Below are 26228 nucleotides of genomic sequence, written 5' to 3' on the forward strand. Positions count from 1 at the left end.
GATTGGGCCCGGAACTCACGTGATTGGAGCCGTAACTCGCGAGTTACGGCTCCAATCACGCGAGATCCGGCTCTGAACACGCGAGTTACGGGTCTGGTCACGCGGGTTACGGGGTCAGGCGGGGCAGAGGGTGCCGTCGGCGGGGATCTTGCCGTCGACGAGGAAGGCGCGGGCCGCGTCGGTGACGCAGGGGGAGGCGCCGAGGGCGCCGTGGCCCGCGCCCTGCCAGGTGATGGTGACCGCGGACGGCATCTGGTCGGCCGCGCGGGTGCTGCCGACACCGGGCGTGACCGGGTCCGTCGCCGTCGCCGCGACCAGGATCGGCGGGGCGCCGGGCGCGCCCGGCGCGGGCAGCGGCTCGGTGCGCACCGGCCACGGGCCGCACCAGGCCAGCTGCTGGGCGACGACCGCGCCGAACTGGGGGTACTTGCCGCGCATGCCGGCCACGACCTGGTCGAGCTGGTCGGCGGAGAGCCGGGTCTGGCTGTCGTTGCAGCGGGTCGCGATCGTGGCGTCGATCCGCGACGGCTGGGCCCGCGAATCCTGCAGCACGGGCGCGGCGAACACGGCGAGGGGACCGGTGTTGCCGGCGCGGGCCGCGGTGATCGCGTCGGCCAGTTCGGGCCACCGCGAGCGCTGCGCGAGTCCCGTGTAGACGGCGAACATCGCGACGCCCGGGCCGAAGGCGGTCCCGTCGCCGCCCGTCGGCGGAGTGCTCCGGAGCTGGTCGGTGAGCGCGGTCAGCGCCGCCTTCGGGTCGCCGAGGGCGCAGCGCCGCGCCGCGCAGTCGGCGGCGAAGGCGTCCAATGTGGACTGCGCGCCGGCGGCGACGGCGTCGAGGACCGCGGCCGTGTCGGCGCCCGGGTCGGGCACGCCGTCGAGGACCATGCGCCCGACCTGGCCGGGGTAGCGCACGGCGTACTCGGCCAGCACCTTCGAGCCGTCGCCGTGGCCGAGCGCGTTCAGCCGGTCGGCGCCCAGCTGCTTGCGGAGCTCGTCGAGGTCGCCCGCGCCGCGCCAGCTGTCCAGCGCGGTCTGGGAGTCGTCCAGCTCGATGGCGCACTGCTGGCCGGCCTTGCGGGCGGCGTCCAGCACGTCGCCGAGGCCGCCCTGCGCCGGGTCGGCGTCGATGAGGTCGTGCCGGATGTCGGCCGGGACGCACTGGGCCGCGCCGGAGAGCCCGGTGCCGCGGCGGTCCAGGCCGATCAGCGAGAACTTCTCCAGGAACGCGGGCGGCAGCGTCGCGGCCAGCCGCGCGGCGTACACGGTGCCCGGATCGCCGTCGACGTCGTTGACCACGACCAGCGGCACCGGCCCGGTGCCGACCTTGAGCGCCAGCAGCCGGACCAGCGAGCGCCGCGGCTCGCCGGGGGCGTCGAGCGGCGCGGTGACGCGGGCGCAGGTGAAGTGCAGGCCGTCCGGCACGCCGGGGGTGCCGATGCGCTGGCGGGTGTCGTCGTCGCAGTCGGCCCACTTCAGCGTCGGCGACTGCGGCTCGCCCAGCGGCGGCAGCGGGACGCCGGGCGTCTTGGCCGGGCCGGGGGTGGCCGTCTTGCCGTCGTTCTCGACCAGCGCCGGGCGGACCGACGGCCCCGCGGCGCAGCCCGCGGCGGCGGTCACGGCGAGCAGCGCGGCCAGGAGACGGGTACGGCGGCGGCGCACGGGCGTGTCCTCACGTCTGGTCGATCATCGGGCAGGCCGAGCTTCGCACGGCCGGTGTGGGACGCGGGTTAGCGGGTCCGCACCACCTGGCCGCGGAAGACGGCGTCGAGGTCGTAGCAGGCCGGCTCGTCGAGCTGGCTGTAGTCGCACGACGCGGGCTCGCGGTCGGGCCGCCACCGCACGAACCGCGCGTTGTGCCGGAACCGCGACGGCATCCCGCCTTCGGTGTTCTCGTAGGCGACCTCGACGACGCGCTCGGGCCGCAGCGGCACCCATTCGTGCTCGGTGCCCCGCCAGCGGGTGATGCCGCCGGGGATGCGCTGGGCCTCCCCGGTGGCCCGGCCGCCCCACGGGTGGTCTTCGCCGTCGGTGACCAGCGGCGCCAGTTCGGCGGCGAGCTCGCGGCGGCGGTCCTTGGGGAACGACCCGACGGTGCCGACGTGGTGCAGCACGCCCGTTTCGTCGTGCAGGCCGAGCAGGAAGGACCCGACGAGCTCGCCGGGCCCGCCGTCGACGTGCCAGCGCAGGCCGGCGAGCACGCAGTCCGCGGTGCGCAGGTGCTTGTACTTGACCATGACGCGCTTGCCGGGGGTGTAGGGCTCGTCGAGGGGCTTGCCGATGACGCCGTCGAGGCCGGCGCCTTCGAACAGCTCGAACCAGTGCCGCGCGGTCTCCGGGTCGGTGGTGGCGGGGGTGAGCGGGAAGCGGTCGCCTGCCAGTTCCGTCAGGCGTTCCCGGCGCACGGACGTCGGCTCGTCGAGCAGGGACCGGTCGTCGAGGGCCAGGACGTCGAAGGCGACGAACTCCGCGGGCTGTTCGGCGGCCAGCAGCGTGATCCGGCTTTCGGCGGGGTGGATGCGTTCGGTGAGGGCGTCGAAGTCGAGCCGCCCGCCGCGCGCGACGACGAGCTCCCCGTCGAGCACCACCCGCGGCGGCAGGATGTCGAGCAGCCGCGCGACGGTCTCCGGGAAGTACCGGTTGAGCGGTTTTTCGGCGCGCGACTGCAGGTACAGCTCGTCGCCGTCGCGGAAGACGATGCAGCGGAAGCCGTCCCACTTGGGTTCGAAGAGCAGGCCGCCGGAGTCCGGGATGGCTTTGGCGGACTTGGAGAGCATCGGCTTCAGTGGCGGCCGCAGCGGTAGGGGCATGCCCCGCATTCTGCGGAAAACCCCGGCTCAGCGCACGCGTTTCGCCGGTGCCGTGTCGAGCTCCATGCGCGGGCGGCGTGTCCAGGGGGGCGGCCGGCGTGCCCGGGCGCTCGGTCGGCGTGCCCAGAGGGTCGGTTCGCGTGTCTGGGCGGTCGGCTCGTGTGATTGGCGGGTCGACACGCGTGATTGCGGGGTCGACACGGCCGGGGTGGGCTCAGCGCACGCGTTTCGCCGGTGCCGTGTCGAGCTCCATGCGGACCGCGGCCGGCAGCGAGTCCAGGCCGAGCGACTCGCGCGCCCTGGTCAGGACCCGCGTGTCGAGGTCCGCCCACACCGCCTTCAGGTCCGTGCCTTCGTGCAGCCACAGCGTGATGCGCAACGCCGGAGACGTGCGCGAGCCGACCGCGCGGACCCGGGCGCGGCTGACGCCGTCGAGCTGCTCCGCGTCGGCCTGGACCGCGCCGGCGATCGCGGCCGCCGTCACCACCAGCTCCGCTCCCTCCGTGCGGTCGAGGTCCAGGTCCGGGCGCGGTTCCGGGCGCAGCGCGCGCAGGGCCCACCGCAGCCCGAGCACGAACAGCAGCACCCCGAGGACGATCGCGGCGATGCGGGCCGGCGTCGCGTGCGAACCGAGCCACGCCAGCGCGATCGGGTCCAGCAGGGGACGGCGGCCGCGGAATTCGCCGAGGCCGCCGAGGCCGACGACCAGGGCCAGCGTGCCGCCGGCGAACGCCAGCAGGCCGATCAGGAACGTCAGGGTGCGTTCGCCGGTGTAGGACCGGGAAAGGGCCTTGACGGCGGCCGTCTTGCTCATCGGCGGTCCTTCGGCGAGTCGACGACGACCGTCACCTTCGGCCGCCGCACCAGCGGGATCTCGTCGAGCAGCGCCGACACCGTCGCCAGCAGGCGCGGCCGCAGCTCGCCCTCGGTCTCGAGGGTGCTCTTCGCGCGGACGCGGATGCGGCGGGCGCTCGCGGTGACCGACGCGCCCGCGACGTTGTCCTGCGCCCGCACGGTCAGCCCGACCAGCCGGGCCAGCGACCGCGGTGACGTCGAGACGCTCACCTCACCGGCCGGATCGGTCAGCCGCACCGCGCGGTTGCCCGCGGCGAGCGCGCAGCCCACCAGGACCAGGCCCGCGGCGGCCAGCACACCGGCCGCGATGCGCACCGCGGGGGCGTCCCAGCCCAGCGACGCCAGCTCGGCCTGCCAGCGCGGCCACGGCACCAGCAGCGGCGCCGAACCAGGGCGCCACCAGTGCCAGCCGACCTCCAGGGCGAGCAGCGCCCCGGCCGCCGCGAAGGCCAGGCCGAGCAGCGTGGCGAGGATGCGGACGAACGGGCGCACGGCTACCGCACCCTCGAGGCCGAGTCCGGCACCAGCGCGGACACCGTCACGGCCAGGCTCCGCACGCGGTAGCCGGTGATGCCCTCGACCTCTTCGGCCACCCTTGCCCGCACATCGCCGACGACCGCGCGGACCGCCGCCGGGTAGTGCAGGGCCAGGTCGAGGGCGAGGTCGACGTCGTTGTCCTGACCGCCGACTTTGGCCTTCGGTGCCTTCTTGCCCTCGCGGGCGGTGCCGGCGACCTGGCCGGCCGCGTGCTGCGCGACCTTGCGGACCACCGCGTGCCCGATGGTGAGGGTGCCGCGCTCGGCCGGTTCGGCGAGCTGCCGCGGCACGTCGAGGGCCGGGCTCACTTGTCGCGGCCCTTGCCGAACAGCTCGCCGAGGTCGAGTTCGCCGTCGAGGACGCGGCCGGCGACCAGGCCGATGATGCCGACGGCGAGGGTCACCAGGAACGCGGTGAAGCCCTGGGTGGCGGCGAGGCCGAGGATCAGCCCGGCCAGCAGCCCGGTCTGCGTTGCGTTCACATGTCCTCCTTGGACTAGGACGGAAGGCCGGCGCTCATTCCACGCGCGTGGATTCGGGTTCTTCCTCGCCCGGCAGGAAGATGTCGTTGACCGCGATGTTCACCTCGATCACCTCGAGCCCGGTGATCTGCTCGACCGCCGTGATCACGTTGCGCCGCACCGCGCGGGCGACGTCGGTGATGCGGGCGCCGTACTCGACGACCACGTCGAGGTCGATCGCCGTCTGCTTCTCGCCGACCTCCACCGACACGCCGGTCGTGGTGACCGTGCCGGAGCCGGGGATGCGTTCGCGCAGCGCGCCGATCGCGCGCGACACGCCACCGCCGCCCAGCGTGTGGATGCCGGCGACCTCGCGGGTGGCCAGGCCGGCCACCTTCTGCACGACCAGCGAGGAGATCGTGGTGCGGCCGGCCGCGCCCTCTTCGTTGAGCGGGGTGACCGTGCCCGGGCTTTCGGTCCGTTCCGGGTGCATGCGTGCGGGCTCCTCTCGGCTGTTCACGCCCTTACGATGCCCTCGGGCGCACAACCCTCACGCAATGTCCCCCGATCGGGTTAATCCCGGCCGGGGTGGACGTCCACGACGTGCACGTTCACCGTCCAGGCGACGCCCAGCTGCCGGGCCAGCCCGGCGGTGAGCTCCCGCCGGAACGCCTCGGCGGCTTCGTCGGCCACGACGCCGAACCGGACCGACACGAGCACCTGCACGACGTCGTCCTCGACCGCGACGGCCGACACCCGCAGGCCGTCGGCCGGGATCGTCCGGGCCAGCCGGTCGACGACGTGGCCGATGCTGTCGGTGCCGCCGGTCCGGCGGCCGTGCGCGACCGCCCGCAGGACGCGTTCGACCAGGCCGGGCGGGGTCGGCACCCGGTGCGCGGCCGCCCGGCGCACCGCGTCCCAGCGGGGGTCGGACTCGGGATCCTCGGTCTCGGCCATCACCGCTCCCTCAACTCGGCGAGCAGCGCCACCCTGGCCCGGTGCAGCCGGGAACGCAAGGCACCGACGTTCACGTCGAGCACTTCGGCGACCTCTTCGTAGCTCAGCCCCTCCAGTTCGCGCAGCACGAGCGGCACCCGCTGGGACACCTCCAGCCTGCCGACCGCCCGCAGCACGGCGTCGACCTCCTCGGCCCGCACGACCCGGCCTTCGGGCCCGGGCACCGCCGCGGCGAGCAACGCGCTGTCCACAGTGGACTGCGGGACGGGGTCGTCGAGCGAGACCGTGGGGCGGTGGCGGCGCAGCACGGCGAGCGCGCTGTTGGTGACGACGCGGTAGAGCCACGTCGACACCGCCGACTCCTGCCGGAACCCGGCCAGCGACCGCCACGCGGCCAGCCACGCGTCCTGCACGACGTCCTCGGCCTCGGCCGCGCTGCCGGTGATCCGCAGCGCGACCCGGTACATCCGGGGCGTGTGCGCCCGCACCAGCGCGCCGAACGCCGTCTCGTCGCCGCCCGCGGCCCGGGTGAGCAGCTCGGCGTCGTCGCTCACCCGGCGTCCCGGCGGTAGCGCAGGAACGTGAAGCCGTCCTCGACGAGGATCGACGCGAGGGCGAGCCGGCGCGGCACGGCGGGGGCGGCGCCCGCGGCGATCCGGCCCGCGGTCCCGGCCACCAGCAGCGGCGCGACGGTCAGGCACAGCTGGTCGACGCGGTCGGCGGTGACGAGCCGGGCGAACAGGCCGGGCCCGCCTTCGCAGGCGATGCGGCGCAGGCCGCGGGCGGCCAGCAGCTCGAGGGCGCGCGGCAGGTCGACGTCGTCCGCGCCGGCCCGCAGCACCTCCGCCCCGGCGGCTTCGAGCGCGCGCGTGTCGGCGGTGTCCGTGGTGACCACGATCGGGGCGACGGCGGTCTCGGTGAACAGCCGGGACGCGGGGTCCAGCTCCGCGGTGCGCGTCACGACGGCGATCGGCGGGACCCCGGTGAACCCGAGACGGCGACGGCGCTCCAGGCGGTTCGCGCCCGGGACGACCCCGCGGTAGTTCTCGGCGCGGACGGTCCCCGCACCCACCAGCACGACGTCGGCGAGGTCGCGGCCGAGCAGGAAGACCCGGCGGTCGGCGGCGTGCGACAGCCCCGCGGACGTGGTGTCGATCTCGACGGCGCCGTCCGCGGACGCGACGAAGTTGACCTGCACCCAGGGCCGGTCCAGGTCCTCGGGGTAGGCGTAGATCCGCTCGAGGTCCGCACCGGTCAGTTCGCCCGTGGGTTCGGGCCACACACTCCGCACGTGATCATCCCAGCACGGACGTGAATCAGGTCTCTACCGGGGCATATGCCCGCTCACCGGCACGGGTGACGCGGATAGGCTCTGCGACCATGCCCGCGCACCTGACCGGCCGCCACCCCGAGCTGTCCGCCGACGAGCTGATCGGCGCGCTGGTGCCGCCGCCGCGCTTCGACGCCGTCCGGTTCGAGACCTACCTCCCGAATCCGGACGAGCCGAGCCAGGCCGCCGCGGTCGAGGCGTGCTCGGCGTTCGCCGCCAAGGTCGGGGCGCGCAAGGAGAAGAAGCGCTTCCGGCTCTTCGGCGGCTCCGCCGAGCCGGCCGGGCCGATGGGGCTCTACCTCGACGGCGGGTTCGGCGTCGGCAAGACCCACCTGCTCGCTTCGACGTGGCACGCGGCGCCGTCGCCCAAGGCGTACGGCACGTTCGTCGAGCTGACCCACCTGGTCGGCGCGCTGGGCTTCGCCGAGGCCGTCCGGCGGCTGTCGGAGCACCGGATCCTGGCCATCGACGAGTTCGAGCTGGACGACCCGGGCGACACCACGCTGGTGACCCGGCTGCTGCAGGAGCTGATGGACGCGGGCGTGTTCGTCGCGGCGACGTCGAACACGCTGCCGGAGAAGCTCGGCGAGGGCCGGTTCGCCGCCGAGGACTTCCTGCGCGAGATCCAGACGCTGTCGGCCCGCTTCGGCGTGGTCCGCGTCGACGGCCCGGACTACCGCCACCGCGGCCTGCCGGACGCGCCGCCGCCGGTCACGCCGGAGGAGCTGGAATCGTCGGCCGCCGCGCACGCAGGGTCCACAGTGGACGACTTCGACGCGCTGTGCGAGCACCTGGCTTCGCTGCACCCGTCGCGCTACGGCCGGCTGCTCGACGACGTCACCCGCGTGCACCTGCGCGGCATCCACCCGGCGCCGGACCAGAACGTGGCGCTGCGCCTGGTCGCGTTCGCCGACCGGCTCTACGACCGGGCCATCCCGCTGGTCGTGTCGGGCGAGCCGCTGTCGTCGCTGTTCACCGAGGAGATGGTGAACGGCGGCTACCGCAAGAAGTACCTGCGCGCGGTCAGCCGGCTGACGGCGCTGGCACGGGACGCGGTCTAGGCTCACGCCGCATGACGGCGCCGACGGCTTACGAGCACTCCTGGGGCCGGGTCATGGAGGAGCTGCGCGGCAGCGCATGGGGGACACCGGAAGAGCTGTTCGGCGGCGAGTTCTTCGTCCAGAACATCCGTGCGGCGCTCGCCGCTCCGCCGCCTCCCCTGTGGTACGACCCCTCGCCCGAGGAACTGCGGTTCTCCTCCGGGCTGCGGGTGGCCGACCTGAGCTGCACGGGTTCGGCCTGGCTCACCGCGATCCGGGTCGAACCGGGCGCCGCCCACGGCGAGCTGTGGTTCGACTTCGACCGCAAGCTGCCCGGCTACCGGAAGCTGGACATCGGCTACGCCGGATACCTCGCGGCTCTCCAAGTGACCAAGGGGACGAGCGGCTGGCAGCTTCTCTTCACCGACGTCTCGCTGCGGGACGACGAATTCGACTGGGTCGTCGAAGGGTTGCAGGCCATGCTGGAAACCTTCCCCGACCTCTTCCCCGGGTACGACTACGAGCCGCTGAGGCGCCGGCTCGAGGAGCGGCTGGGCCCGGGCTCAGCCGGCTGACGGCGCCGGCACGGGACGCCGTACCGGCCAGCTGAACAGCACGACCGAGACGGCGAACAACGTCCCGCCGACGACGTCGGTGAGGTAGTGGTAGCCCATCCCGACGAGCCCGGCGGCCGCGGCGAGCAGCGCCACCGCGGCGAGCACGACCACGACCACCCGGCGGGTGACGAGGACGAGCACGGTCAGCACCGCCGCCAGGCTCACCGTGTGACCGCTCGGGTAGACGAGGGTGTCGTTCTTCCAGCGGTCGTAGAGCGGTTTCAGCAGCCAGGCCGTCAGCAGGATCGCCAGCACCGGGGCGGCGAGCGCGACCGCGGCCTCCCACCGCCGTCCGGCGCGCAGGCAGCGGAAGACGCCGAGCAGGCCCAGCACGAGCACCACGTACGGCTCCGTGGGGAGGACGAGCGCCCGCGCCACCCCGGGGCCGAGGTGCGCGACGGCCCCGGCCGCGGCGGCGTCGAGCGCGCCGGGCGCCGTCCCGCCGGCGAACGGCAGGCCCAGCAGCAGCGCGAGCAGGCCGCAGACCGCGGCGGGCACCCGGATCGTCCTCACCCGCGCGAGGGTAGCCGGGCGTGGCAGCGGGTCCGAACGTCATGAAAGAGTCGTTCATGACATCTGGTGTCATGAACGACTCTTTCATGACGTCGGTGACAGCCGAGCCGGGCCCCGGGACGCGCGGCCGCCGAGGGTGCGTCACGATGCGGGGGACGGACTTGGAGGAGCGGATGCGGGTCACAGTCGCCGGGGCCGGGATCGTGGGCCTGAGCAGCGCGTACCGGCTGGTGGAGGCGGGGCACGACGTCACCGTCGTGGCGGCGTCCCCGCCCGGGGAATCGACGTCGGCCGTGGCCGGTGGGGTGCTGTACCCGCCCGGCCGGGGCGGGGACGAGCGGGTCGTGCGGTGGACCGCCGCGAGCCTCGCGGTGTTCCGCGGGCAGGACGCGCCGGGGGTCCGGTTCCGCCGCGGCCGGGTCCTGCTGGCGGCGGGCGAGCCGGACCCGCAGTGGCTCCCGGCGGTGGACGACGCGGTCCGCGACGGCGACCGCGTCGAGTTCACGACGGCGGTGGTCGACACGCCGGTGTACCTCGACTGGCTGCTGTCGCGGGTCGGCGCCCTGGGCGTGCGGATCGAGTACCGGCCCCTGACGTCGTTGTCGGGCCTCGACGCCGACGTCGTGGTCAACGCGGCCGGCCTCGGCGCGGGCCGGCTGGCGGGCGACGGCTCGATGGTCCCGGTCGGCGGCCAGGTCGTGCACCTGACCGACCCGGGCCTGCCGGAGTTCGTGGTCGACCAGACGGGCCCGGGCGTGACGTACGTGATCCCCCACGGCAGCCACGTGGTGTGCGGCGGCACGGAGGAGCCGGGCCGCGCGGACACCGACCCGAACCCGGCCGTGACGGCGGACATCCTGCACCGCTGCCGCGCACTGGAGCCACGCCTGGCGGACGCGGAGGTGCTGCGGTCGGTGGTGGGGCTCCGCCCGTCCCGGCGCGCGGTGCGGCTGGAGCGGGTGGGCGACGTCGTGCACTGCTACGGGCACGGAGGCGCGGGCATCACGCTGGCCTGGGGCTGCGCGGCCGACGTCGCCGAGCTGGTCACAGCCGGATGAGTTCCGTGATGCCGCGGGCGCGCAGGTAGTTCGTGTCCGCGGCGCGGCTCTGCAGCACGAACGCGACCTGCTTCCCCTCCGCCGCCAGCTTGAAGAAGCGGTCGTTGCCCCACGTCGGGAAGAGGTCGGGGACCACGATCGCCGCCGTGCGGGGCCGGGGGGCCGGCGGGGTGCGGTCGAACTCGGCCACCAGCGCCTTCAGCGCCTGGCCCGCGGGCTTCAGCCTGCGGTCGTTCGTGTACAGCCCGAGGTCGTACTCCAGCGGGTTCAGGTTCGGCACCAGCGCCGGGTGCACGTCGTGCGAACACCACCAGGTGAAGCCGAGCGTGGACGTGCAGGAGGCCGCGTTGCGGATCGAGCGGGACAGCCATTCGCCGTACTGGGCCCGGGTCGCGTCGCTGAAGTGGATCGACGGCGCCGCGCCGTCTTCCTGGATCCAGACGCGGCGCGCCGGGTCCGTCGCGTACGCCTGGGCCACCTGGATCAGCCGCTCCGCGTTGTGTGTCGCGACCGCGCCGAGCGGGTCGGTCTTGAGCGTGCCGGAGAACGACGTCCACGGGTGGATCGCCACCACGTTGCCCGCGTCCGCGAGCCCCGGCCGGGTGAAGTACGTGCCGTTGTCCCACGGTGCCCGGTCGCAGCCGACCGTGTGCTCCTTGCCGGGGGCCACCTGCTCGGCGTGGGCGCACAGCGTCCGGGCCCACGTGTCGGCCTGGGCCTGGGTGACGAACAGGCCGGCGTAGTCGTCCCAGTAGTAGTACGGCTCGTTCGACAGGTCGAAGCCCAGGAAACGCGGGTGCCGCCCGATCCGCTCGGCCAGCGCCGTCAGCAGGGTCCGCTGCGCGTCCAGGGCCGCCGGGTCGGTGAACCAGTTGACCGGCTTCGGCTTCGTCTGCAGCCAGTTCGGCGTCCAGTAGCGGGCCGAGATGTGGCCGTTGAACACGGTGACCTCGACGTCCAGCCCGGCCGCGTCCGCGAGGTCGAGGAACCGGTGCAGCCGGTCGAGCTTCTCGCCGCTCACCAGGGCGGGTTCCGGCTGGAAGGCCGACCACAGCAGCATGAGCCGGAGGTGGTCGAGCCCGAGCGCGGCGATGTCGTCGAGGTCGCGGCGCAGGTCGTCCTCGCGCCAGTCCTCCCACATGTGGAACCAGCGCGTCGACGGCGTGTAGTTGACGCCCAGCCGGAACGCCCGCCGCGGGGGCGCCGCCAGTGCGGGTGCCGCCGTGGCGACCAGGGCCGTCGCGACCGCTCCCGTGAGCACCGACCGCCGCTTGAGATCCGCCACGCCGCCTCCTCGGTTGATCGCGCAGATCTAGCACGGCGGGGAAGTCGATCTCCAGGGTTGACCGGCGATCTGTCCGTCAGTTGCGGGAGAAGGCGGCATGATCGGCTTCCGTTTGGTCGGCATACCGCACGGCGTACGCACCCATCGCCTCGTCGAGTTCCGAGTCGTCGGCGAAGTAGCCCGCGAGCAGCTTGGGGTGCAGCGACCGCGTGTGGGCGCGGGCCAGCAGCGCCCCGGCCAGCCTGCCGTAGTCGTCGAGGTGGTCCTTGGCCAGTTCCGCGGGGTTGATGTCGCCCTTGAGATTGCGGAACTGGCGGACGATGAACGGGAGGCCGCCGATCGTGGTCCAGCCGAGGAGGATGTCCGTCTCGGCCTGCACCAGGCGGGCGCCGTCGACGATCCGGCGGCCTTCGTGCGCGGCCGGCGGCAGGTCGAGGTACGGCGCGAGGGCCGGGCGCTGGGCCTGTTTCACCTGCAGGATCAGGTCTTCGTCGTCGTTGCCGTGCAGCAGGGCGACGTAGCTGCGCAGGCCCACGCTGCCCGTGCCGACCACCCGGAAGGCGACGTCGGCGAGCCGGTACCGGGCGATCAGCGTCCGCCGCGACTCGCGCAGGGTGTCCACATAGGACATCAGCCCGGCGGCGACGGCCTCGGCGGCCGGCGCGTCGACGTGGGTCAGCACGGGCGCGTCTTCGACGAACCGGTGGCGCGAGAGGCCGGTCTCGTGGTCGTCGACGCGCTCGGTCCAGCGCGCGGAAACCTTGGCGCTGTCGTTCTTGCGGGCCTTTTCGGCCGCGTCGGCGAAGTCGTCGATCAGCTCGTCGGCGCGGGCTTTGGACAGCACGGACGAGTCCGGCAGGGCGTTCCAGCTGCGCAGGAACGGCAGTTCGGCCAGCGCGCGGATCGTCCGGCGGTAGGACTTCACGGCGTCTTCGGCGGCCTCGCGGCAGCCCGCCTCACGGATGCCGCCCTCGCGGCCGGCGAGCACGAGGCTGGCCGTGAGCCGCTTGAGGTCCCACTCCCACGGGCCCGGCACCGTCTCGTCGAAGTCGTTGATGTCCATCACGATCTTGCCTTCGGGGGTGCCGTAGAGCCCGAAGTTCGCGGCGTGCGCATCACCGCAGAGCTGCGCGGCGACCCCGGAGGAGGGGGTGCCCGCGAGATCGGCGCCCATCAGCCCGGCGGCGCCCCGGAAGAAGGTGAACGGCGAGGTGCGCATCCGTTCCCGCCGCAGTTCGGCCAGCTCAGGCAGCCGCCCGGCGCCGGTGGCCTCGAAGTACTCGTGCGGCGTCGGCCGGTCCTTCCCCGCGGCCGCGTGGTCGTGCAGCGCGGCGGGGGTCTTTTCCCGGAGCCGCTTCCCCTGTTCGTACAGCTCGGCCGGTGTCACGCTCTCGGCGCCCACCAGCGGCCGTTCGGCCCATTCCCCTGATCCCATACCGGCACAACGTCCGGCGGGGACGTTGTGCTCCCGGACGCGCCGGGTCCCGACGTCATGAACGAGTCGTTCATGACGTCGGACGTCATGAACGACTCGTTCAGTGCATCGGCGACCGGCCGGACCGGGCCGGTGACCCGGACGTTGTGCTCCCGGACGCCGCCGGGGCGGGAGGCTCACCCGGCGGCGTCCGGGTGGTTTCAGGGGCGGATGACCTCGGCGATCGCGTCGATGCCGCGGTCCAGTTCCGCGCGGGTGATCACCAGCGGCGGGGCCACCCGCAGGGTGCGCTCGTGCGTCTCCTTGCACAGCACGCCCCGCGCCATCAGGGCCTCCGACGCCGCCCGGCCCGAGGGGCCGCCGGGGGCGATGTCGATGCCCGCCCACAGGCCTCGGCCGCGGACCTCCGACAGGCCGTGGCCGACCAGCTCGTTCAGCCGGCTGTGCAGGTGGGCGCCCAGCTCGGTCGCCCGCTGCTGGAACTCGCCCGTCGAAAGCAGGCGCACGACCGCGCGCCCGACCGCGCAGGCCAGGGGGTTGCCGCCGAAGGTCGAGCCGTGCTCGCCCGGCTTCAGCACGCCCAGCACGTCGCGGCGGCCGGCCACCGCGGACACCGGCAGGATGCCGCCGCCGAGGGCCTTGCCCAGCGTGTACATGTCGGCGCGGACGCCTTCGTGGTCCAGGGCCAGCACCGTGCCGGTGCGGGCCAGCCCGGACTGGATCTCGTCGGCGATCAGCAGCACGCCGTGCTCGTCACAGGCCTGCCGGACGTCGGCGAAGTAGCCCTCCGGCGGCACGATCACGCCGGCCTCGCCCTGCACCGGCTCCAGCAGCACCGCGGCCGTGCGCGGGGTGATCGCGTCGCGCAGCGCGGCCGCGTCGCCGTACTTCACCGTGACGAAGCCCGGGGTGAACGGGCCGAAGTCGGCGCGGGCGGTTTCGTCGGTGGAGAACGACACGATCGTTGTGGTCCGGCCGTGGAAGTTCGAGCCGGCGACGATGATCTCCGCGGTGCCGTCCGGGACGCCCTTGACCCGGTGCGCCCACTTGCGGGCGATCTTGACCGCGGACTCGACGGCTTCGGCGCCGGAGTTCATCGGCAGCACCAGCTCGGTGCCGGTCAGCTCGGCCAGCTCGCGGCAGAACAGCCCCAGCTGGTCGTGGTGGAACGCGCGCGACGTCAGCGTGACGCGGCCGAGCTGCTCGACCGCGGCGGCGACCAGGTCCGGGTGGCGGTGGCCGAAGTTCAGGGCCGAGTACCCGGACAGGAAGTCGAGGTAGGTCCTGCCCTCGACGTCGGTCACCGAGGCGCCGGTGGCTTCGGCGATCACGACGGGCAGCGGGTGGTAGTTGTGCGTGCTCCACTGCTCGTCGAGCTCGATGAAGCTGGCGGCGGTCTCGCGGCCGGCGAACGTCGTCATGCGTTCAGGTTAAGGCCAGAAGACGCAGAGTTCAGCCGGGAATCATTGCTTTCACTCGTTGTTCGTTGCGCAATATGACGGTAACACCCCCGAAACGCTGCGCGAGCATTGACGACCACATTGGTAAGCCGTAACTTACGGTTCGTGGCGACTTACGGAAGCGACCAGCTGGCCGCCCTCGCCGACCCTTCGCGCCGCGCGATCTTCGAGGCGCTGCGGGACGGGCCGCGGGCGGTCGGCGAGCTGGCCGCGGACCTGCCGATCAGCCGCCCGGCCGTGTCCCAGCACCTCAAGGTGCTCAAGGAAGCCGGCCTGGTCACCGACCGGGCCGTCGGCACCAAGCGGCTCTACCGGCTCGAACCGGCCGGGATCGCCGCCCTGCGCGCCTACCTCGACGGGATGTGGTCGGACGCGCTGAAGGCCTTCGCCGAACTGGCGGAATCCACCGAAGAGGAGCAGTCATGACACTCGAGCCGATCCGCAGGAGCGTCACCGTCGCGTGCTCGCGCGAGCACGCGTTCAAGACCTACACCGAGGCCTTCGACAGCTGGTGGCCGCGGCAGCACCACATCGGCGCGGGCGACCTCGCCGAAGCCGTCCTCGAGCCGAAGCCCGGCGGCCGCTGGTACGAGCGCACGGTCGACGGCGCCGAGTGCCAGTGGGGCGAGGTGCTCGTCTGGGAGCCGCCCGCCCGGGTGGTGCTGTCCTGGCGGATCGACGGTGACTGGAAGATCAACCCCGATCCCGCGTACGCCAGCGAGATCGAGGTCAGATTCATCGAAGAGGGTCCGCGCAGCACCCGCGTCGAGCTGGAGCACCGCGACTTCGAGCGGCACGGCGAAACCGGGCCCAAGGTCCGCGAAGGCGTCTCGGGTGACGGCGGGCACGGCGCCCTGCTGAAGCTCTTCGCCGAGAAAGCCGCCGCCTGAGCGGTTAGCCTGCGTGGATGGCCAAGAAGGACGAGGGAAGCCGGGTCCGGGACGCGCTGCGCGTCGGCGGCGAGCTGCCGGACCCGGGCTCGACCCCGGTCGGGCCGGGCAAGAAGGCGAAGGCCCTCGAGGAGCTCGGCAGCGCGGGCGAGCGGCTGTCCGCGCTGCAGGAGGCGCTCTACGCCGAGGGCGTCGGCGGCGGGCGGCGCAGCGTCCTGCTCGTGTTGCAGGGCATGGACACCTCGGGCAAGGGCGGCACGGTCTCCCACGTGCTCGGCCTGGTCAACCCGATGGGTGTCCGGTACGCGGCGTTCAAGAAGCCGACCGCGACCGAGCGGCGGCACCACTACCTCTGGCGGATCCGCAAGCAGCTGCCCGCGCCCGGCCAGATCGGCGTCTTCGACCGCTCGCACTACGAGGACATCCTCGTCCCGCGGGTGAACGGCCTGCTCACCGCGGCCGAGCGCCGCCGCCGCTACGCCGAGCTCACCGCCTTCGAAGCGGAGCTGGCCGAGGCGGGCACGACCGTGCTCAAGGTGTTCCTGCACATCTCGCCGGAAGAGCAGCTCAAGCGGCTCAAGGCCCGGCTCGTCACGCCCGAGAAGCGCTGGAAGTACAACCCGGGCGACCTGGAAGCGCGGTCGCACTGGCCGGCCTACGCGAAGGCCTACGCGGACATCTTCGAGAAGACGCCGACCTGGTATGCGGTGCCCGCCGACCACAAGTGGTACCGCAACTGGGCCGTTGCCGAGCTGCTCATCGAGACCCTCGCCGAGCTGAAGCCGCGGTTCCCGGCGCCGGACTACGACGTCGACGCGGAGCTGGCCAAGCTGAAGGGTGTTGGCGCGCGATCGTGATCGTCTGGAAGAGTGCGGGCGTGACCGATGTCGACGACCTCCCGTTCCTCCGCAAGCAGGCCCGGACCCAGCGCTTCACCCTCGGCGCGCCGAAGGAGTTCCGGGTCGCCCCGGACGGCTCCCGCGTGCTGTTCCTGCGCGCGGAGTCGGGCACCGACCCCCGGCACAGCCTCTGGTCGGCCGACCTGGTGACCGGCGCCGAAACCAAGCTCGTCGACGCCGCCGAGCTGCTGCCCGGCGAAGAGGAGCTGCCCGCCGAAGAGCGCGCGCGGCGCGAGCGGGCCCGCGAGACCGGCGGCGGCGTCGTCCACTACGGCGTCGACGCGGCCTTCACCGTCGCGGTGTTCTCGCTGTCGGGGAAGCTCTACACGCTGGACCTCGCCTCGGGCGAGGTGACGCTGCGCGTCGACGGCGCGGTCATCGACCCGCGGCCCAGCCCGGACGGCACGCACGTCGCCTACGTCCAGAACCGGCGGCTGCACGTGCTGGAGCTGGCCACCGGCGACGACCGCGTCCTCGTCGAGGAGGACGGCGAAGACATCGCCTGGGGCCTCGCCGAGTTCATCGCCGCCGAGGAGATGGACCGCACCCGCGGCTACTGGTGGGCCCCCGACGGCCGCGGCATCCTGGCCGAGCGCTCCGACCGCGGCCCGGTCCCGCGCTGGACCATCGCCGACCCGGCCAACCCGCAGCACCCGGCCAACGTCGTCGCCTACCCGGCCGCCGGCACCACGAACGCCCTCGTCTCCCTGGCGATCCTCGGCCTCGACGGCTCCCGCGTGGACGTGGCGCAGGGCGACTGGGAGTACCTGGCCTCGGTGCACTGGTCGGCGGGCGGCGCGCCGCTGCTGGCGGTGCAGCCGCGCGACCAGAAGCGGATGGACGTCCTCGCGGTGGACGTCGCCGACGGCTCGACGTCGGTCGTGCACACCGCGGCCGACCAGCACTGGATCGACATCGTCGGCGGCGTCCCGGCCTGGACGCCGGACGGCCGCCTGGTCGTCGAGGGCATGGTCGACGGCGACCACCGGCTGTTCGTCGGCGGCGAGGCCGTCACCCCGGCCGGGCTGCAGCTGCGCGCGGTCCTCGACATCGGCGACGAGATCCTGTTCAGCGCGTCCGAGGACGATCCGACGCAGATCCACGTCTTCCGCACCGAGGGCTCGTCCGTGCGTCGCCTGTCCACTGTGGACGGCGTGCACGTCGGCGCCGGCTCCGCCGCGGTCACCGTGCTTTCGTCGTGGAGCCTGGAGTACAGCGGCCCGCGCGTCTCTGTACTGCGCGACGGCGCGCCGGTCGCGACGATTACGTCGTCCACTGTGGACCCGGACATCGTGCCGAACCTGACCTGGCTGACGCTGGGCGAGCGCACCCTGCGCGCGGCGCTGCTGCTGCCGCGTGGGTACGAGCCGAGCGAGGGCAAGCTGCCGGTGCTGCTCGACCCGTACGGCGGCCCGCACGCCCAGCGCGTGCTGCAGAGCCGCAACGCCTTCCTGACGTCGCAGTGGCTCGCCGACCAGGGCTTCGCGGTGCTCGTCGCCGACGGCCGGGGCACGCCGGGCCGCGGCGCGGTGTGGGAGCGCGAGATCGCCGGGCGCCTCGCCGACGTCACCCTGCAGGACCAGGTGGACGCGCTGCAGGCGGCGGCCGCGCAGTTCCCGGAGCTGGACCTGGAGCGGGTGGCGATCCGCGGCTGGTCGTACGGCGGATATCTGTCGGCGCTGGCCGTGTTGCGGCGGCCGGACGTCTTCCACGCGGCGGTCGCGGGCGCGCCGGTCACCGACTGGTCGCTCTACGACACGCACTACACCGAGCGGTACCTCGGGAAACCGCAGGACGAACCGGAGAGCTACGCGCACAACTCGCTGATCGAGAGCGCGGGCGAGCTGAGCCGCGCGCTGCTGATCGTGCACGGGCTGGCCGACGACAACGTGTTCGTCGCGCACGCCCTGCGGCTGTCGTCGGCGTTGCTGGCGAAGGGCCGCCCGCACGTCTTCCTGCCGCTGGCCGGCGCGACCCACATGACGCCGCAGGCCGAAGAGGTCGCGGAGAACCTGATGCGCACGCAGGTCGACTGGCTGCTGCGCGAGCTGTCCGCCGTCGAAAAGGAGAGCGCATGAGCCGCTGGGGCCTCACGATCCCGCTGACCGGGGTGCCGCTGACGGCACACAAGGAACTGGTCGAGCAGCTGCCGGACCTGGGCTACACCGACGCGTGGACGGCCGAAACGGCGGGCACGGACGCGTTCACGCCGCTGGTGCTGGCCTCGCAGTGGGCGCCCCAGCTGCGCCTGGGCACGGCGATCGTCCCGGTGTACACGCGCGGCCCCGGCCTGCTGGCCATGCAGGCGGCGACGGTCGCGGAGCTGGCGCCGGGCCGGTTCGTGCTCGGCATCGGCGCGTCGTCCCCGGTGATCGTCTCCGGCTGGAACGCGGCGTCCTTCGACGAGCCGTTCGCGCGCTCCCGCGACACGCTGCGCTTCCTGCGTTCGGCGCTGGCGGGGGAGAAGGTCAGCGAGAAGTACGAGACGTTCGCGGTTTCGAAGTTCCGGCTGGAGCGTCCGGCCGACCCGGCGCCGTCGATCATGCTGGCGGCCCTGCGCCCGGGCATGCTGAAGCTGGCGGCGCGCGAGGCGGACGGCGCGATCACGAACTGGCTGGCGGCGTCGGACGTGCCCCAGGTGCGTTCTGTCGTGGGCCCGGACGTCGAGCTGGCGGCCCGCATCTTCGTCTGCCCGACGGAGGACGCCGAGGCGGCCCGCGGGCTGGGCCGGATGCTGATCTCGAGCTACCTGACGGTGCCGGTGTACGCGGCGTTCCACGAGTGGCTCGGCCGCGGTCCGCAGCTGGCGCCCATGCACGAGGCCTGGGCGGCAGGCGACCGGCAGAAGGCCAACCAGGTCATCCCGGATTCGGTCGTCGACGAGCTGGTGATCCACGGCAGCGTCGAGTCCTGCCGGGAGCAGGTGCAGTCCTATGTGGACAACGGGCTGACGACGCCGATCATCGCGCTGCTGCCGACCGGGGGCGACCCGTTCGAGCAGGTGCGCGGCCTGGCGCCGCGCTGATCCCGGCCCGCCACCGTCACTTTCGCGGGAAAGTGACGGTGGCGAGGGGCGTGTCCGCCCCTACGCGGCGAGCCACAGGCCGAGGGCGCCGGCCGTGAGTCCCGCGAGGACGGTCACGACCACGTTGAGAACGGCGTACAGCCGCGCCTTCTCCGAGAACAGCCGGACCGTCTCGTAGCCGAACGTCGAGAAGGTCGTCAGGCCGCCGCAGAAGCCGACGGCCACCAGCGCGCGCACCGACGACGGCTCCGCGCCGTGCAGGAGCCAGCCGCTCAGGATGCCCAGGACGAACGAGCCGACGATGTTCACCGCCAGCGTCCCGAACGGGAACGGCGAATCGCGCCACTGCCGGATTTTCCAGTCGGTCAGGTAGCGCAGGATCGAGCCTGCCGCGCCGCCGAGGGCCACCAGGACCGGCGTCACTCCGTCATCGTCCCTTCCGCGCCGCGCGCGTCGCCGCCAGGCCGGCCGCGACCGCTGCCAGGCACAGGCCCACCGACGCGGCCGCGTAGGCCAGGGATCCCGCGAGGCGGCCGGTCGTCGCCGCGTCGAGGGTGTCGGTGACGAACGTGGAGAACGTGGTGAAGCCGCCGAGGATCCCGACGCCGAGGAACGGCCGGAGCAGGTGGTGCGGGTGGGCGGCGGTCGTGAGGATCGCCATCAGGACGCCGATGAGCAGGCAGCCGAGCACGTTGGTGAGCAGCGTCGCGACGGCGAACTCGCCGCGGGCGTGCGGGATCGCGAGCGACAGGCCGTAGCGGGCGAGGCTGCCGAGCGCGCCGCCGGCACCGATCGCCGCCAGGACGTCCCACCGCGGCACGCTGATCACCTCCTCGCGGTGAACCTACTCCCGATGGCCGACGCGTTCCCGCCACCCGGTCGAGCATGCTGGACGAGGTCGGATGACAGGCAGCCGTCGGTCGCCGTAGTGTTGCTCAGCGTAGGCAAGGCAATCCTAAGGAAGGCAGGGCACATGCGGGCAGACGGGCTGGCCGGAGGCCAGGGCGGCGCGGACCGGCTCGCCGAGCTGATCCCGGCGGCCCTCCGCGGAATGGCGGCAGGAGTCGCAGAACGCGGCGGCCCGGCCCCGGCAGGCGGACCGGCCGCGGTGGCGGCGGCCCTGGTGGCGGAGCGCGGTGAGGTCGAGGCTGCCCCGACCGGCTCGGCTGTTGCCGGGGATCGCGCGCCCGCGGCGCTCTTGCCCGACGCAACTCCCGCCGGGCCGGGCTTCGCGCCCGCCGGGCCGATCTCGGCGGGCGAGCCGCGACCGGCCGCCGAGCCCGGGGACCCCGCGCGCGCCGTCGAGGCGATCGCGGCCGGCGCGGAGCCCGCCGAGTCGCACCACGCCGAGCCGCAGCCCGCCGAGCCGCACCACACCGAGCCGCACCACACCGAGCCGCACCACACGGCGCCCACCCCGCCCTCCCGAACCGGCGCCCTGCCCCGCGGCGGCGTCGGTGCCGAAGCCGCGCTCGAACAGCTCAGCCGGCTTCTCGCCGCGGGCTCTGCCGATCCCGCGGATCCCGCCTGTGCCGCCCACCTCCACTGCCCGCCCCTCGCCGTGGCCGTGGCCGCCGATGTCGTCGCCAGTGCCCTCAACCCCTCCATGGACTCCTGGGACCAGGCGCCCGTCGCCAGTGAACTCGAACGCGAGTTCACCTCCGGGATCGCGCGGCTCTGCTACCCCGACGCCGCAAACCCCGACGCCGTCGTGACCACCGGGGGCACCGAATCCAACCTCCTCGGCCTCCTCCTCGCCCGCGAAAACGGCGTCGTCCAGCCCGTCTGCGGGGCCAACGCCCACCACAGCGTCGCCCGGGCCGCCTGGCTGCTCGGCCTGCCCGCGCCGATCGTCGTCCCCTGCGCAGGCGATCGGCTGCTTCCCGACGCCCTCGAAACGGTCCTCACCCCCGGCTGCGTCGTCGTCGCCACCGCCGGGACCACCAACACCGGCACCCTCGACCCGCTGCCCGAAATCGCCCGGATCTGCCACCGGCACCAGGCCCGGCTGCACGTCGACGCCGCCTACGGGGGCATGGCGCTCTGCAGCGACACCCTCAAAACCAAGCTCGCCGGGCTCGAACTGGCCGACTCCGTCGCGCTCGACCTGCACAAGTTCGGCTGGCAGCCGGTCGCCGCCGGGCTCTTCGCCGCCCGGGACGCCGCCGATCTCGGCGCCCTCACCGTCCGCGCCGAGTACCTCAACGCCGACGACGACACCGAAGCCGGCCTGCCCGACCTGCTCGGCCGCTCCATCCGGACGTCGCGGCGGCCGGACGCCTTCCGGATGGCCGTCACCGTGCACGCCCTGGGCACCGACGGACTCGGCGCGCTCGTCGAACGCTGCTGCGCCACCGCCGCCGAGGTCGCCCGGCACGTCGACGAGCACCCCGGCCTGCGGCTCTGGGGCCCGCCCGAACTGTCCACTGTGGTCCTGCGCCCGGTCGTCGCCGACAAGACCGAGACCGCCGGTGACGAGCTCGTCGCGCGCGTCCGCCGCGCCCTCCTCGAAGCCGGCACCGCCGTCATCGGCCGGGCCGCGCTGCCGACCGGGCCGGGCGGCGCGAACCAGCTGTGGCTCAAGCTGACGCTGCTGCACCCGCACACCACCGCCGCCGACTACGTCCCGCTGCTCGACCGGATCGTCGCCACCGCCGGGGCCGAGCTCGTCGCCGGCCGGGAAAGCCCGGTCGCTTCGTGAGGCGCCACCACCTCGCCGGCGTCGGGATCGGGCCGTTCAACCTTTCGCTCGCGGCCCTCGCCGCCGGTGTCGAAAGCCTCGACGCCGTCTTCTTCGACGCCCGCCCCGAGTTCCGCTGGCACCCCGGCCTGCTCGTCGAGGGCGCGACGCTGCAGGTGCCGTTCCTGGCCGACCTCGTCACGCTGGTCGACCCGACGAACCCGTTCTCCTTCCTCAACTACCTGCGCGACCGCGGCCGCCTGCTGCCGTTCTACTTCGCCGAGCGGTTCCACATGCCGCGTGTCGAATACGACGACTACGGCCGCTGGGCCGCCGCGCGGCTGCCGTCGTGCCACTTCGGCCACGAGGTGACCGGCATCCGCTGGGCAGGCGACGCCTTCGAACTCACCATCGCCGGCCGGGAACCGGTGCTCGCGGACCACGTCGTGCTCGGCGTCGGCTCGGTGCCGTCGGTGCCGGCACCGCTGCGGGACCTCGTCGCCGATCCCGGCGTCCCGGCGTGGCATTCGGCCGACTACCTGACGCACCGGGAAGAACTCCTCGCCGCCGAGAGCGTCACCGTCGTCGGCTCCGGGCAGTCGGGTGCCGAAGTCGTGCTCGACCTGCTCCGCAACCGATCCACAGTGGACGGCCTGCGCTGGCTCGCCCGCACCCCCGCGTTCGCGCCGATGGAGTACTCGAAACTCGGCCTGGAACAGTTCACGCCGGACTACACCGCGTACTTCCACAGCCTGCCCGAAGCCGTCCGCGACCGGCTGCTGCCCACGCAGTGGCAGCTCTACAAGGGCATCGACACCGAAACGATCGGCGCGATCCACGACGAGCTCTACCGCCGCAGCATCACCGGCCCGCCGGGAGCGGTGCTGACCCCGGGCGTCGAGGTCGTCGGATCGTCCACAGTAGACGGACAGGTCGAACTGCGGGTCCGGCACGCGCAGCAGGGGCGCGAAGCCACCTTGCGCACCGGCGCGGTCGTCGCGGCCACCGGGTACGCGGAAGCGCCGACCGGGCCGCTGCTGGCCGGGCTCGGCGACGCCGTCCACCGCGACGCGCAGGGCAGGCTCGAAGTCGACGCCGGCTACCGCGTCGCGCTCGACGTGCCGGGCTCGCTGTTCGTGCAGAACGCCGAACGGCACACCCACGGGCCCGGCGCCCCCGACCTCGGTCTCGGCGCGTGGCGGGCGGCCGTGATCCTCAACGCCGTGTGCGGCAAGACCGTGCACGAGCTGCCCGACCGCACCGCCTTCACCACGTTCGGCCTGGAGGAGAAGTGAGCATGGACGAGGCGGCCGCCTGGCGCGCGGCCGGTGCGCTGATCACGCACAAGATGCTCGGCGAGCTGTCCTACGAGCACATGCTGGAGCCGGTCGCGGCCGACGACGGCGCCTACCGCCTGGAACTGCCGGGCGCGGTCTACACGTTCCGCGCCCGGCGGGGCGCGTTCGACGCCCTCACCGTCGAACCCGGCAGCGCGCGGCGGTCCGGGGAACCGGTGACCGACCCGCGGACCCTCGTCGTCGACGCCCGGGAGGTCCTCGGCCTGAGCGGGCTGCGGCTGGCCGACGTGCTCGCCGAACTGACCTCGACGGTCGCCAACGAGGCCGCCCGCCTGCGTCGCGCGCCGAGCGCGGCCGAGTTGTCCACTATGGACTACAACCTCGCCGACGGGCACCTCACCGGGCACCCGCGGCTCGTGCTCAACAAGGGCCGCGTGGGGTTCTCCGCGCGTGACCGGGCGCGCTACGCCCCGGAAGCGGGGGAGGACGTCCGGTTGCGCTGGTTCGCCGTGCACCCCGAACACGCCGAGTTCCGCTGCGTCGACGAGCTGAGCCGGGACGCGCTGCTGGCCGCCGAGCTGGGCGAGCTGCGCGACGAGTTCGCCGCGAAGGCGCCGGGGAACTACGTCTGGGTGCCCGTGCACCCGTGGCAGGCCGACGAAATCCTCGGCACGCTCTACGCCGCCGAGCTCGCCACCGGCGTCGTGATCGAGCTCGGGGAGAGCGCCGACGCCTATCGTCCGCACCAGACCGTCCGGACACTGGCGAACGTGAGCACGCCCGGCCGGCACGACGTCAAGACCGCCGTTTCGGTGCGGAACACGCTCGTCTACCGGGGGCTCAACTCGGCGGCCACGCTCGCCGGGCCGTCGGTGACGTCGTGGCTGCGGCAGGTCAGCGCCGGCGATCCGCTGCTGTCGGACGAATACCGGTTCGGGCTGCTCGGCGAGGTCGCGAGCGTTTCGGTGCAGCACCCGCTGTTCGGGCACCTCGAGGAACTGCCGTACCGGTTCCACGAGACCCTCGGTGCGCTGTGGCGCGAACCCATCCGGCTCGCCGAGGGGGAACGCGCGATCTCGTTCGCCGCGCTGCCGTACCGCGGTCCGAACGGTGGTTCGGTGCTGGCGCACCTGATCGGCGGCGGGGACGCGGAGGCGTGGCTGACGCGGCTGTTCGACCTGACGCTCACGCCGTTGCTGCAGTGGCTGTTGCGCCACGGCGTCGGGTTCTGCCCGCACGGCCAGAACCTGATCCTGGTCGTCGATGCCGCCGGATTGCCGCAGCGGGTGCTGATCAAGGACTTCGCCCAGGGCGTCGACCTGCTCGACGAACAGCTGCCGAGCTATGCGTCACTGCCGCCCGAGGCGGCCGCGGACATGCTGCGGTGGCCAGCGCACCTGCTCGCGCAGTCGCTGTTCAGCTCGGTGTTCTCCGGTCAGTTCCGGTTCTGGGCCGAACTGCTGCTCGACGAGGCCGGCCTGCCGCGGGCGGCGTTCTGGGCCCTCGTGCGCGAGATCGTCGGCCGCTACCGCGACCGGAACCCCGACCTGGCCGTGCGGTTCGACGCGTGCCGGCTGTTCGCGCCCGACGTCGAGCGGGTGACGCTCAACCGGGAGCACTTCGCCGGGCAGGGCTTCGACAAGGTGGAACGGGACGACGAGTTCGACGTCCGCTGGGGGCGGGTGCCGAACCCGCTGCGCGCCCCGGATCCGGGTGGCGCCTGGTGACGGCCTTCGCGCGGCCGGCCGGGCCGCGGTCGCTCTCCGCCCGGCGCGCGGCGGCCGCGGCAGGCTCGGCCGTGCTCCGTGGCGTGCTCGAGGAGGACGGCGCCCGGCTGCTGCTGCTGGTCCCCGATCCGCATTCCCGGTTCGCCGCGGTGGAGCTGGCCGCGCCGTTCGCCGCTTCGGCGCTCGAAGACGGCTACGGCGTCTGCAGCTACGTCTTCGCGTGGACGCCGGAGCGGGAGCCGCTGCCGGCGTCGGGCGTGCTGGGTGGGTATCTCGAAGGGTTCGGCGATCTGCGGGTGCGGCCGGACGCCGCTTCGGCCATTTCCCTGGGCGACCGGACGTGGGCAGTGGTGGCTGACGCCGAGTGGCCGTCCGGTGCGGCCGCCGAGCTGGCGCCGCGGGAGGTGCTGCGGGGGCAGCTGGCGGCTTTGGAGGGCTTGGGGCTGGTGCCTTCGGTGGGCATCGAGCACGAGGTCGTGTTCCGTGACGCGGCCGGGCCGCTCACCCCCCACGGCGTCGACTACGCGGTGGGCGGGACCGAACGGCTGGCGCCGTTGCTGCGTGACCTGCGGGCGGATCTGGCGGATGCCGGGCTCGGGGTCGAGTCCGCGCGGGCCGAGTGCCACCCGGGGCAGTACGAAATCGTGCTGCGGCACCGGGACGCCCTGGCCGCCTGCGACGACGTTCTCCTGCAGCAGCTGGTCGTGCGGCGGGCCGCCGCCCGGCACGGTGTCACCGCCGACTACCTGGCCGCTCCCGAGCCGGGGCAGGGCAACTCCGGGCACGTCCACCTGTCGTTGTCCGCCGTGGACGGCTCGGAGCCGGATCTGCTGGGCGGGTTCCTGGCCGGCGTCCTCCGTGAAGCTCGTGCGTTGACGGCCGTGTGGGCACCGACGTGGAACTCCTACGTCCGGCTGCGGACCGCGCCGTTTTCGCCGCGCGAGGTGCGGTGGGGGCACGACGACCGGACTGCGTCGGTGCGGGTCGCCGGGGCCGGGGGTGACCGGCGGCTGGAGTTCCGGTTCGCCGGCGCCGACGCCCAGCCGCACCTCGTGGTCGCGGCTCTGCTGGCGGCCGGGCGGTTCGGGCTGGAGGAGGGGCTGAGGCCGCCCGAGCCGGGGGTGTCCGTGGGGTCGCTGGCTGCTTCGCCGTGGGAGGCGTTGTCGTTGCTGGATCGGGTGGGGGAGTTGCTGGGGACCGACGTCGCGGCTCAGCTGGCGGCGCTGCTGACCGAGGAGATCGAATCCGGGCTGGACGCGGTCACCGACTGGCAGCGTCGCCGGGGGGCGTTGCGATCCTGATCCGCTCGCCGTGGGGGGTTGCGCCGGCGGCTCCGGGTGCGCAGGCTCGAC

The 26228-nt window shown here is 73.6% G+C and carries 28 protein-coding genes; 12 read left to right on the forward strand and 16 right to left on the reverse strand.

Annotation, left to right across the window (positions count from 1 at the left end):
- Nucleotides 1-114: 114 nt before the first annotated feature.
- From BLW76_RS16940 to BLW76_RS16985, 10 genes are all read right to left on the reverse strand, one after another.
- On the reverse strand, nt 115-1662 hold the full coding sequence (locus BLW76_RS16940; RefSeq protein ID WP_091308263.1) for an alpha/beta hydrolase: 1548 nt from the start codon (nt 1660-1662) through the stop codon (nt 115-117).
- 68 nt (nt 1663-1730) lie between these two features.
- The gene (locus tag BLW76_RS16945; RefSeq protein WP_091319488.1) at nt 1731-2810 is read right to left on the reverse strand and encodes an ATP-dependent DNA ligase; all 1080 of its coding nucleotides are present in this window, start codon (nt 2808-2810) and stop codon (nt 1731-1733) included.
- A 214-nt stretch (nt 2811-3024) separates the two neighbouring features.
- Nucleotides 3025-3624: an alkaline shock response membrane anchor protein AmaP gene (locus BLW76_RS16950; protein WP_091308266.1), complete on the reverse strand. Its 600-nt coding sequence runs from the start codon at nt 3622-3624 to the stop codon at nt 3025-3027.
- Nucleotides 3621-4157 carry a DUF6286 domain-containing protein gene (locus BLW76_RS16955; RefSeq protein ID WP_091308269.1) on the reverse strand — a complete coding sequence of 179 codons (537 nt, stop codon included), beginning with the start codon at nt 4155-4157 and terminating at the stop codon, nt 3621-3623. Before BLW76_RS16955 ends, BLW76_RS16950 begins: the two co-directional genes overlap by 4 nt.
- A gap of 2 nt (nt 4158-4159) precedes the next feature.
- Nucleotides 4160-4510 (reverse strand): Asp23/Gls24 family envelope stress response protein, encoded by a 351-nt coding sequence (locus tag BLW76_RS16960; protein WP_091308270.1) that lies wholly within the window; start codon nt 4508-4510, stop codon nt 4160-4162.
- Entirely contained in the window at nt 4507-4683 is a 177-nt protein-coding gene (locus BLW76_RS16965; protein ID WP_013224542.1) for a hypothetical protein, read from the reverse strand. The genes BLW76_RS16960 and BLW76_RS16965 overlap by 4 nt, the downstream gene beginning before the upstream one ends.
- Nucleotides 4684-4717: 34 nt before the next feature.
- The gene (locus tag BLW76_RS16970; protein WP_091308273.1) at nt 4718-5155 is read right to left on the reverse strand and encodes an Asp23/Gls24 family envelope stress response protein; all 438 of its coding nucleotides are present in this window, start codon (nt 5153-5155) and stop codon (nt 4718-4720) included.
- A gap of 80 nt (nt 5156-5235) precedes the next feature.
- Nucleotides 5236-5619 (reverse strand): hypothetical protein, encoded by a 384-nt coding sequence (locus tag BLW76_RS16975; RefSeq protein WP_091308274.1) that lies wholly within the window; start codon nt 5617-5619, stop codon nt 5236-5238.
- Nucleotides 5619-6173, reverse strand: a complete 555-nt coding sequence (locus BLW76_RS16980) for an RNA polymerase sigma factor (RefSeq protein WP_091308277.1) — start codon at nt 6171-6173, stop codon at nt 5619-5621. The genes BLW76_RS16975 and BLW76_RS16980 overlap by 1 nt, the downstream gene beginning before the upstream one ends.
- The gene (locus tag BLW76_RS16985; protein ID WP_091308278.1) at nt 6170-6910 is read right to left on the reverse strand and encodes a pyrimidine reductase family protein; all 741 of its coding nucleotides are present in this window, start codon (nt 6908-6910) and stop codon (nt 6170-6172) included. The genes BLW76_RS16980 and BLW76_RS16985 overlap by 4 nt, the downstream gene beginning before the upstream one ends.
- A gap of 89 nt (nt 6911-6999) precedes the next feature.
- Here BLW76_RS16985 and zapE point away from each other — a divergent pair, with 89 nt between their 5' ends.
- The gene (zapE, locus tag BLW76_RS16990; RefSeq protein ID WP_091308280.1) at nt 7000-8010 is read left to right on the forward strand and encodes a cell division protein ZapE; all 1011 of its coding nucleotides are present in this window, start codon (nt 7000-7002) and stop codon (nt 8008-8010) included.
- A gap of 11 nt (nt 8011-8021) precedes the next feature.
- Entirely contained in the window at nt 8022-8564 is a 543-nt protein-coding gene (locus tag BLW76_RS16995) for a hypothetical protein (protein ID WP_091308282.1), read from the forward strand.
- Here BLW76_RS16995 and BLW76_RS17000 read toward each other — a convergent pair.
- Nucleotides 8553-9119: a phosphatase PAP2 family protein gene (locus BLW76_RS17000; RefSeq protein ID WP_244170192.1), complete on the reverse strand. Its 567-nt coding sequence runs from the start codon at nt 9117-9119 to the stop codon at nt 8553-8555. The genes BLW76_RS16995 and BLW76_RS17000 overlap by 12 nt on opposite strands.
- A gap of 173 nt (nt 9120-9292) precedes the next feature.
- On the opposite strand from BLW76_RS17000, the gene BLW76_RS17005 reads away from it, so the two are divergent.
- Nucleotides 9293-10177 carry an FAD-dependent oxidoreductase gene (locus BLW76_RS17005; protein WP_091308286.1) on the forward strand — a complete coding sequence of 295 codons (885 nt, stop codon included), beginning with the start codon at nt 9293-9295 and terminating at the stop codon, nt 10175-10177.
- Here BLW76_RS17005 and BLW76_RS17010 read toward each other — a convergent pair.
- The 3 genes from BLW76_RS17010 to rocD form a co-directional block, all read right to left on the reverse strand.
- On the reverse strand, nt 10164-11462 hold the full coding sequence (locus tag BLW76_RS17010) for a glycoside hydrolase 5 family protein (RefSeq protein ID WP_091308289.1): 1299 nt from the start codon (nt 11460-11462) through the stop codon (nt 10164-10166). The genes BLW76_RS17005 and BLW76_RS17010 overlap by 14 nt on opposite strands.
- 76 nt (nt 11463-11538) lie before the next feature.
- Nucleotides 11539-12897 carry a DUF2252 domain-containing protein gene (locus BLW76_RS17015; protein ID WP_091308291.1) on the reverse strand — a complete coding sequence of 453 codons (1359 nt, stop codon included), beginning with the start codon at nt 12895-12897 and terminating at the stop codon, nt 11539-11541.
- A gap of 200 nt (nt 12898-13097) precedes the next feature.
- A complete protein-coding gene (gene rocD, locus BLW76_RS17020; RefSeq protein WP_091308294.1) occupies nt 13098-14318 on the reverse strand; it encodes an ornithine--oxo-acid transaminase in 1221 nt (406 codons plus the stop codon).
- Nucleotides 14319-14462: 144 nt separating this feature from the next.
- Here rocD and BLW76_RS17025 point away from each other — a divergent pair, with 144 nt between their 5' ends.
- The 5 genes from BLW76_RS17025 to BLW76_RS17045 are packed head-to-tail and all read left to right on the forward strand — an operon-like array spanning nt 14463 to nt 19171.
- On the forward strand, nt 14463-14783 hold the full coding sequence (locus BLW76_RS17025; RefSeq protein ID WP_091308296.1) for an ArsR/SmtB family transcription factor: 321 nt from the start codon (nt 14463-14465) through the stop codon (nt 14781-14783).
- A complete protein-coding gene (locus tag BLW76_RS17030) occupies nt 14780-15247 on the forward strand; it encodes an SRPBCC family protein (RefSeq protein WP_091308298.1) in 468 nt (155 codons plus the stop codon). Before BLW76_RS17025 ends, BLW76_RS17030 begins: the two co-directional genes overlap by 4 nt.
- 17 nt (nt 15248-15264) lie before the next feature.
- Nucleotides 15265-16104, forward strand: coding sequence for a PPK2 family polyphosphate kinase (locus BLW76_RS17035; protein ID WP_091308299.1), 840 nt, complete (start codon nt 15265-15267; stop codon nt 16102-16104).
- Nucleotides 16105-16124: 20 nt separating this feature from the next.
- A complete protein-coding gene (locus BLW76_RS17040; RefSeq protein ID WP_091319490.1) occupies nt 16125-18224 on the forward strand; it encodes a S9 family peptidase in 2100 nt (699 codons plus the stop codon).
- On the forward strand, nt 18221-19171 hold the full coding sequence (locus tag BLW76_RS17045; RefSeq protein WP_091308301.1) for an LLM class F420-dependent oxidoreductase: 951 nt from the start codon (nt 18221-18223) through the stop codon (nt 19169-19171). Before BLW76_RS17040 ends, BLW76_RS17045 begins: the two co-directional genes overlap by 4 nt.
- A 60-nt stretch (nt 19172-19231) precedes the next feature.
- On the opposite strand, the gene crcB is transcribed toward BLW76_RS17045, so the two are convergent.
- On the reverse strand, nt 19232-19594 hold the full coding sequence (crcB, locus tag BLW76_RS17050) for a fluoride efflux transporter CrcB (protein ID WP_091308302.1): 363 nt from the start codon (nt 19592-19594) through the stop codon (nt 19232-19234).
- A gap of 4 nt (nt 19595-19598) precedes the next feature.
- Nucleotides 19599-20000: a fluoride efflux transporter FluC gene (locus tag BLW76_RS17055; protein WP_091308305.1), complete on the reverse strand. Its 402-nt coding sequence runs from the start codon at nt 19998-20000 to the stop codon at nt 19599-19601.
- Nucleotides 20001-20144: 144 nt separating this feature from the next.
- On the opposite strand from BLW76_RS17055, the gene BLW76_RS17060 reads away from it, so the two are divergent.
- Genes BLW76_RS17060 through BLW76_RS17075 form a run of 4 tightly spaced genes read left to right on the forward strand, consistent with a single transcriptional unit; the run spans nt 20145 to nt 26177 of the window.
- Entirely contained in the window at nt 20145-21872 is a 1728-nt protein-coding gene (locus BLW76_RS17060) for a pyridoxal phosphate-dependent decarboxylase family protein (protein WP_091308306.1), read from the forward strand.
- Nucleotides 21869-23146 carry a lysine N(6)-hydroxylase/L-ornithine N(5)-oxygenase family protein gene (locus BLW76_RS17065; RefSeq protein WP_091308307.1) on the forward strand — a complete coding sequence of 426 codons (1278 nt, stop codon included), beginning with the start codon at nt 21869-21871 and terminating at the stop codon, nt 23144-23146. The genes BLW76_RS17060 and BLW76_RS17065 overlap by 4 nt, the downstream gene beginning before the upstream one ends.
- A complete protein-coding gene (locus tag BLW76_RS17070) occupies nt 23143-24876 on the forward strand; it encodes an IucA/IucC family protein (RefSeq protein ID WP_091308309.1) in 1734 nt (577 codons plus the stop codon). The genes BLW76_RS17065 and BLW76_RS17070 overlap by 4 nt, the downstream gene beginning before the upstream one ends.
- Nucleotides 24873-26177, forward strand: coding sequence for a type I glutamate--ammonia ligase (locus BLW76_RS17075; protein ID WP_091308310.1), 1305 nt, complete (start codon nt 24873-24875; stop codon nt 26175-26177). The genes BLW76_RS17070 and BLW76_RS17075 overlap by 4 nt, the downstream gene beginning before the upstream one ends.
- Nucleotides 26178-26228 lie beyond the last annotated feature (51 nt).

The organism is Amycolatopsis tolypomycina (assembly GCF_900105945.1).
In the GTDB taxonomy this organism is placed as follows: domain Bacteria; phylum Actinomycetota; class Actinomycetes; order Mycobacteriales; family Pseudonocardiaceae; genus Amycolatopsis; species Amycolatopsis tolypomycina.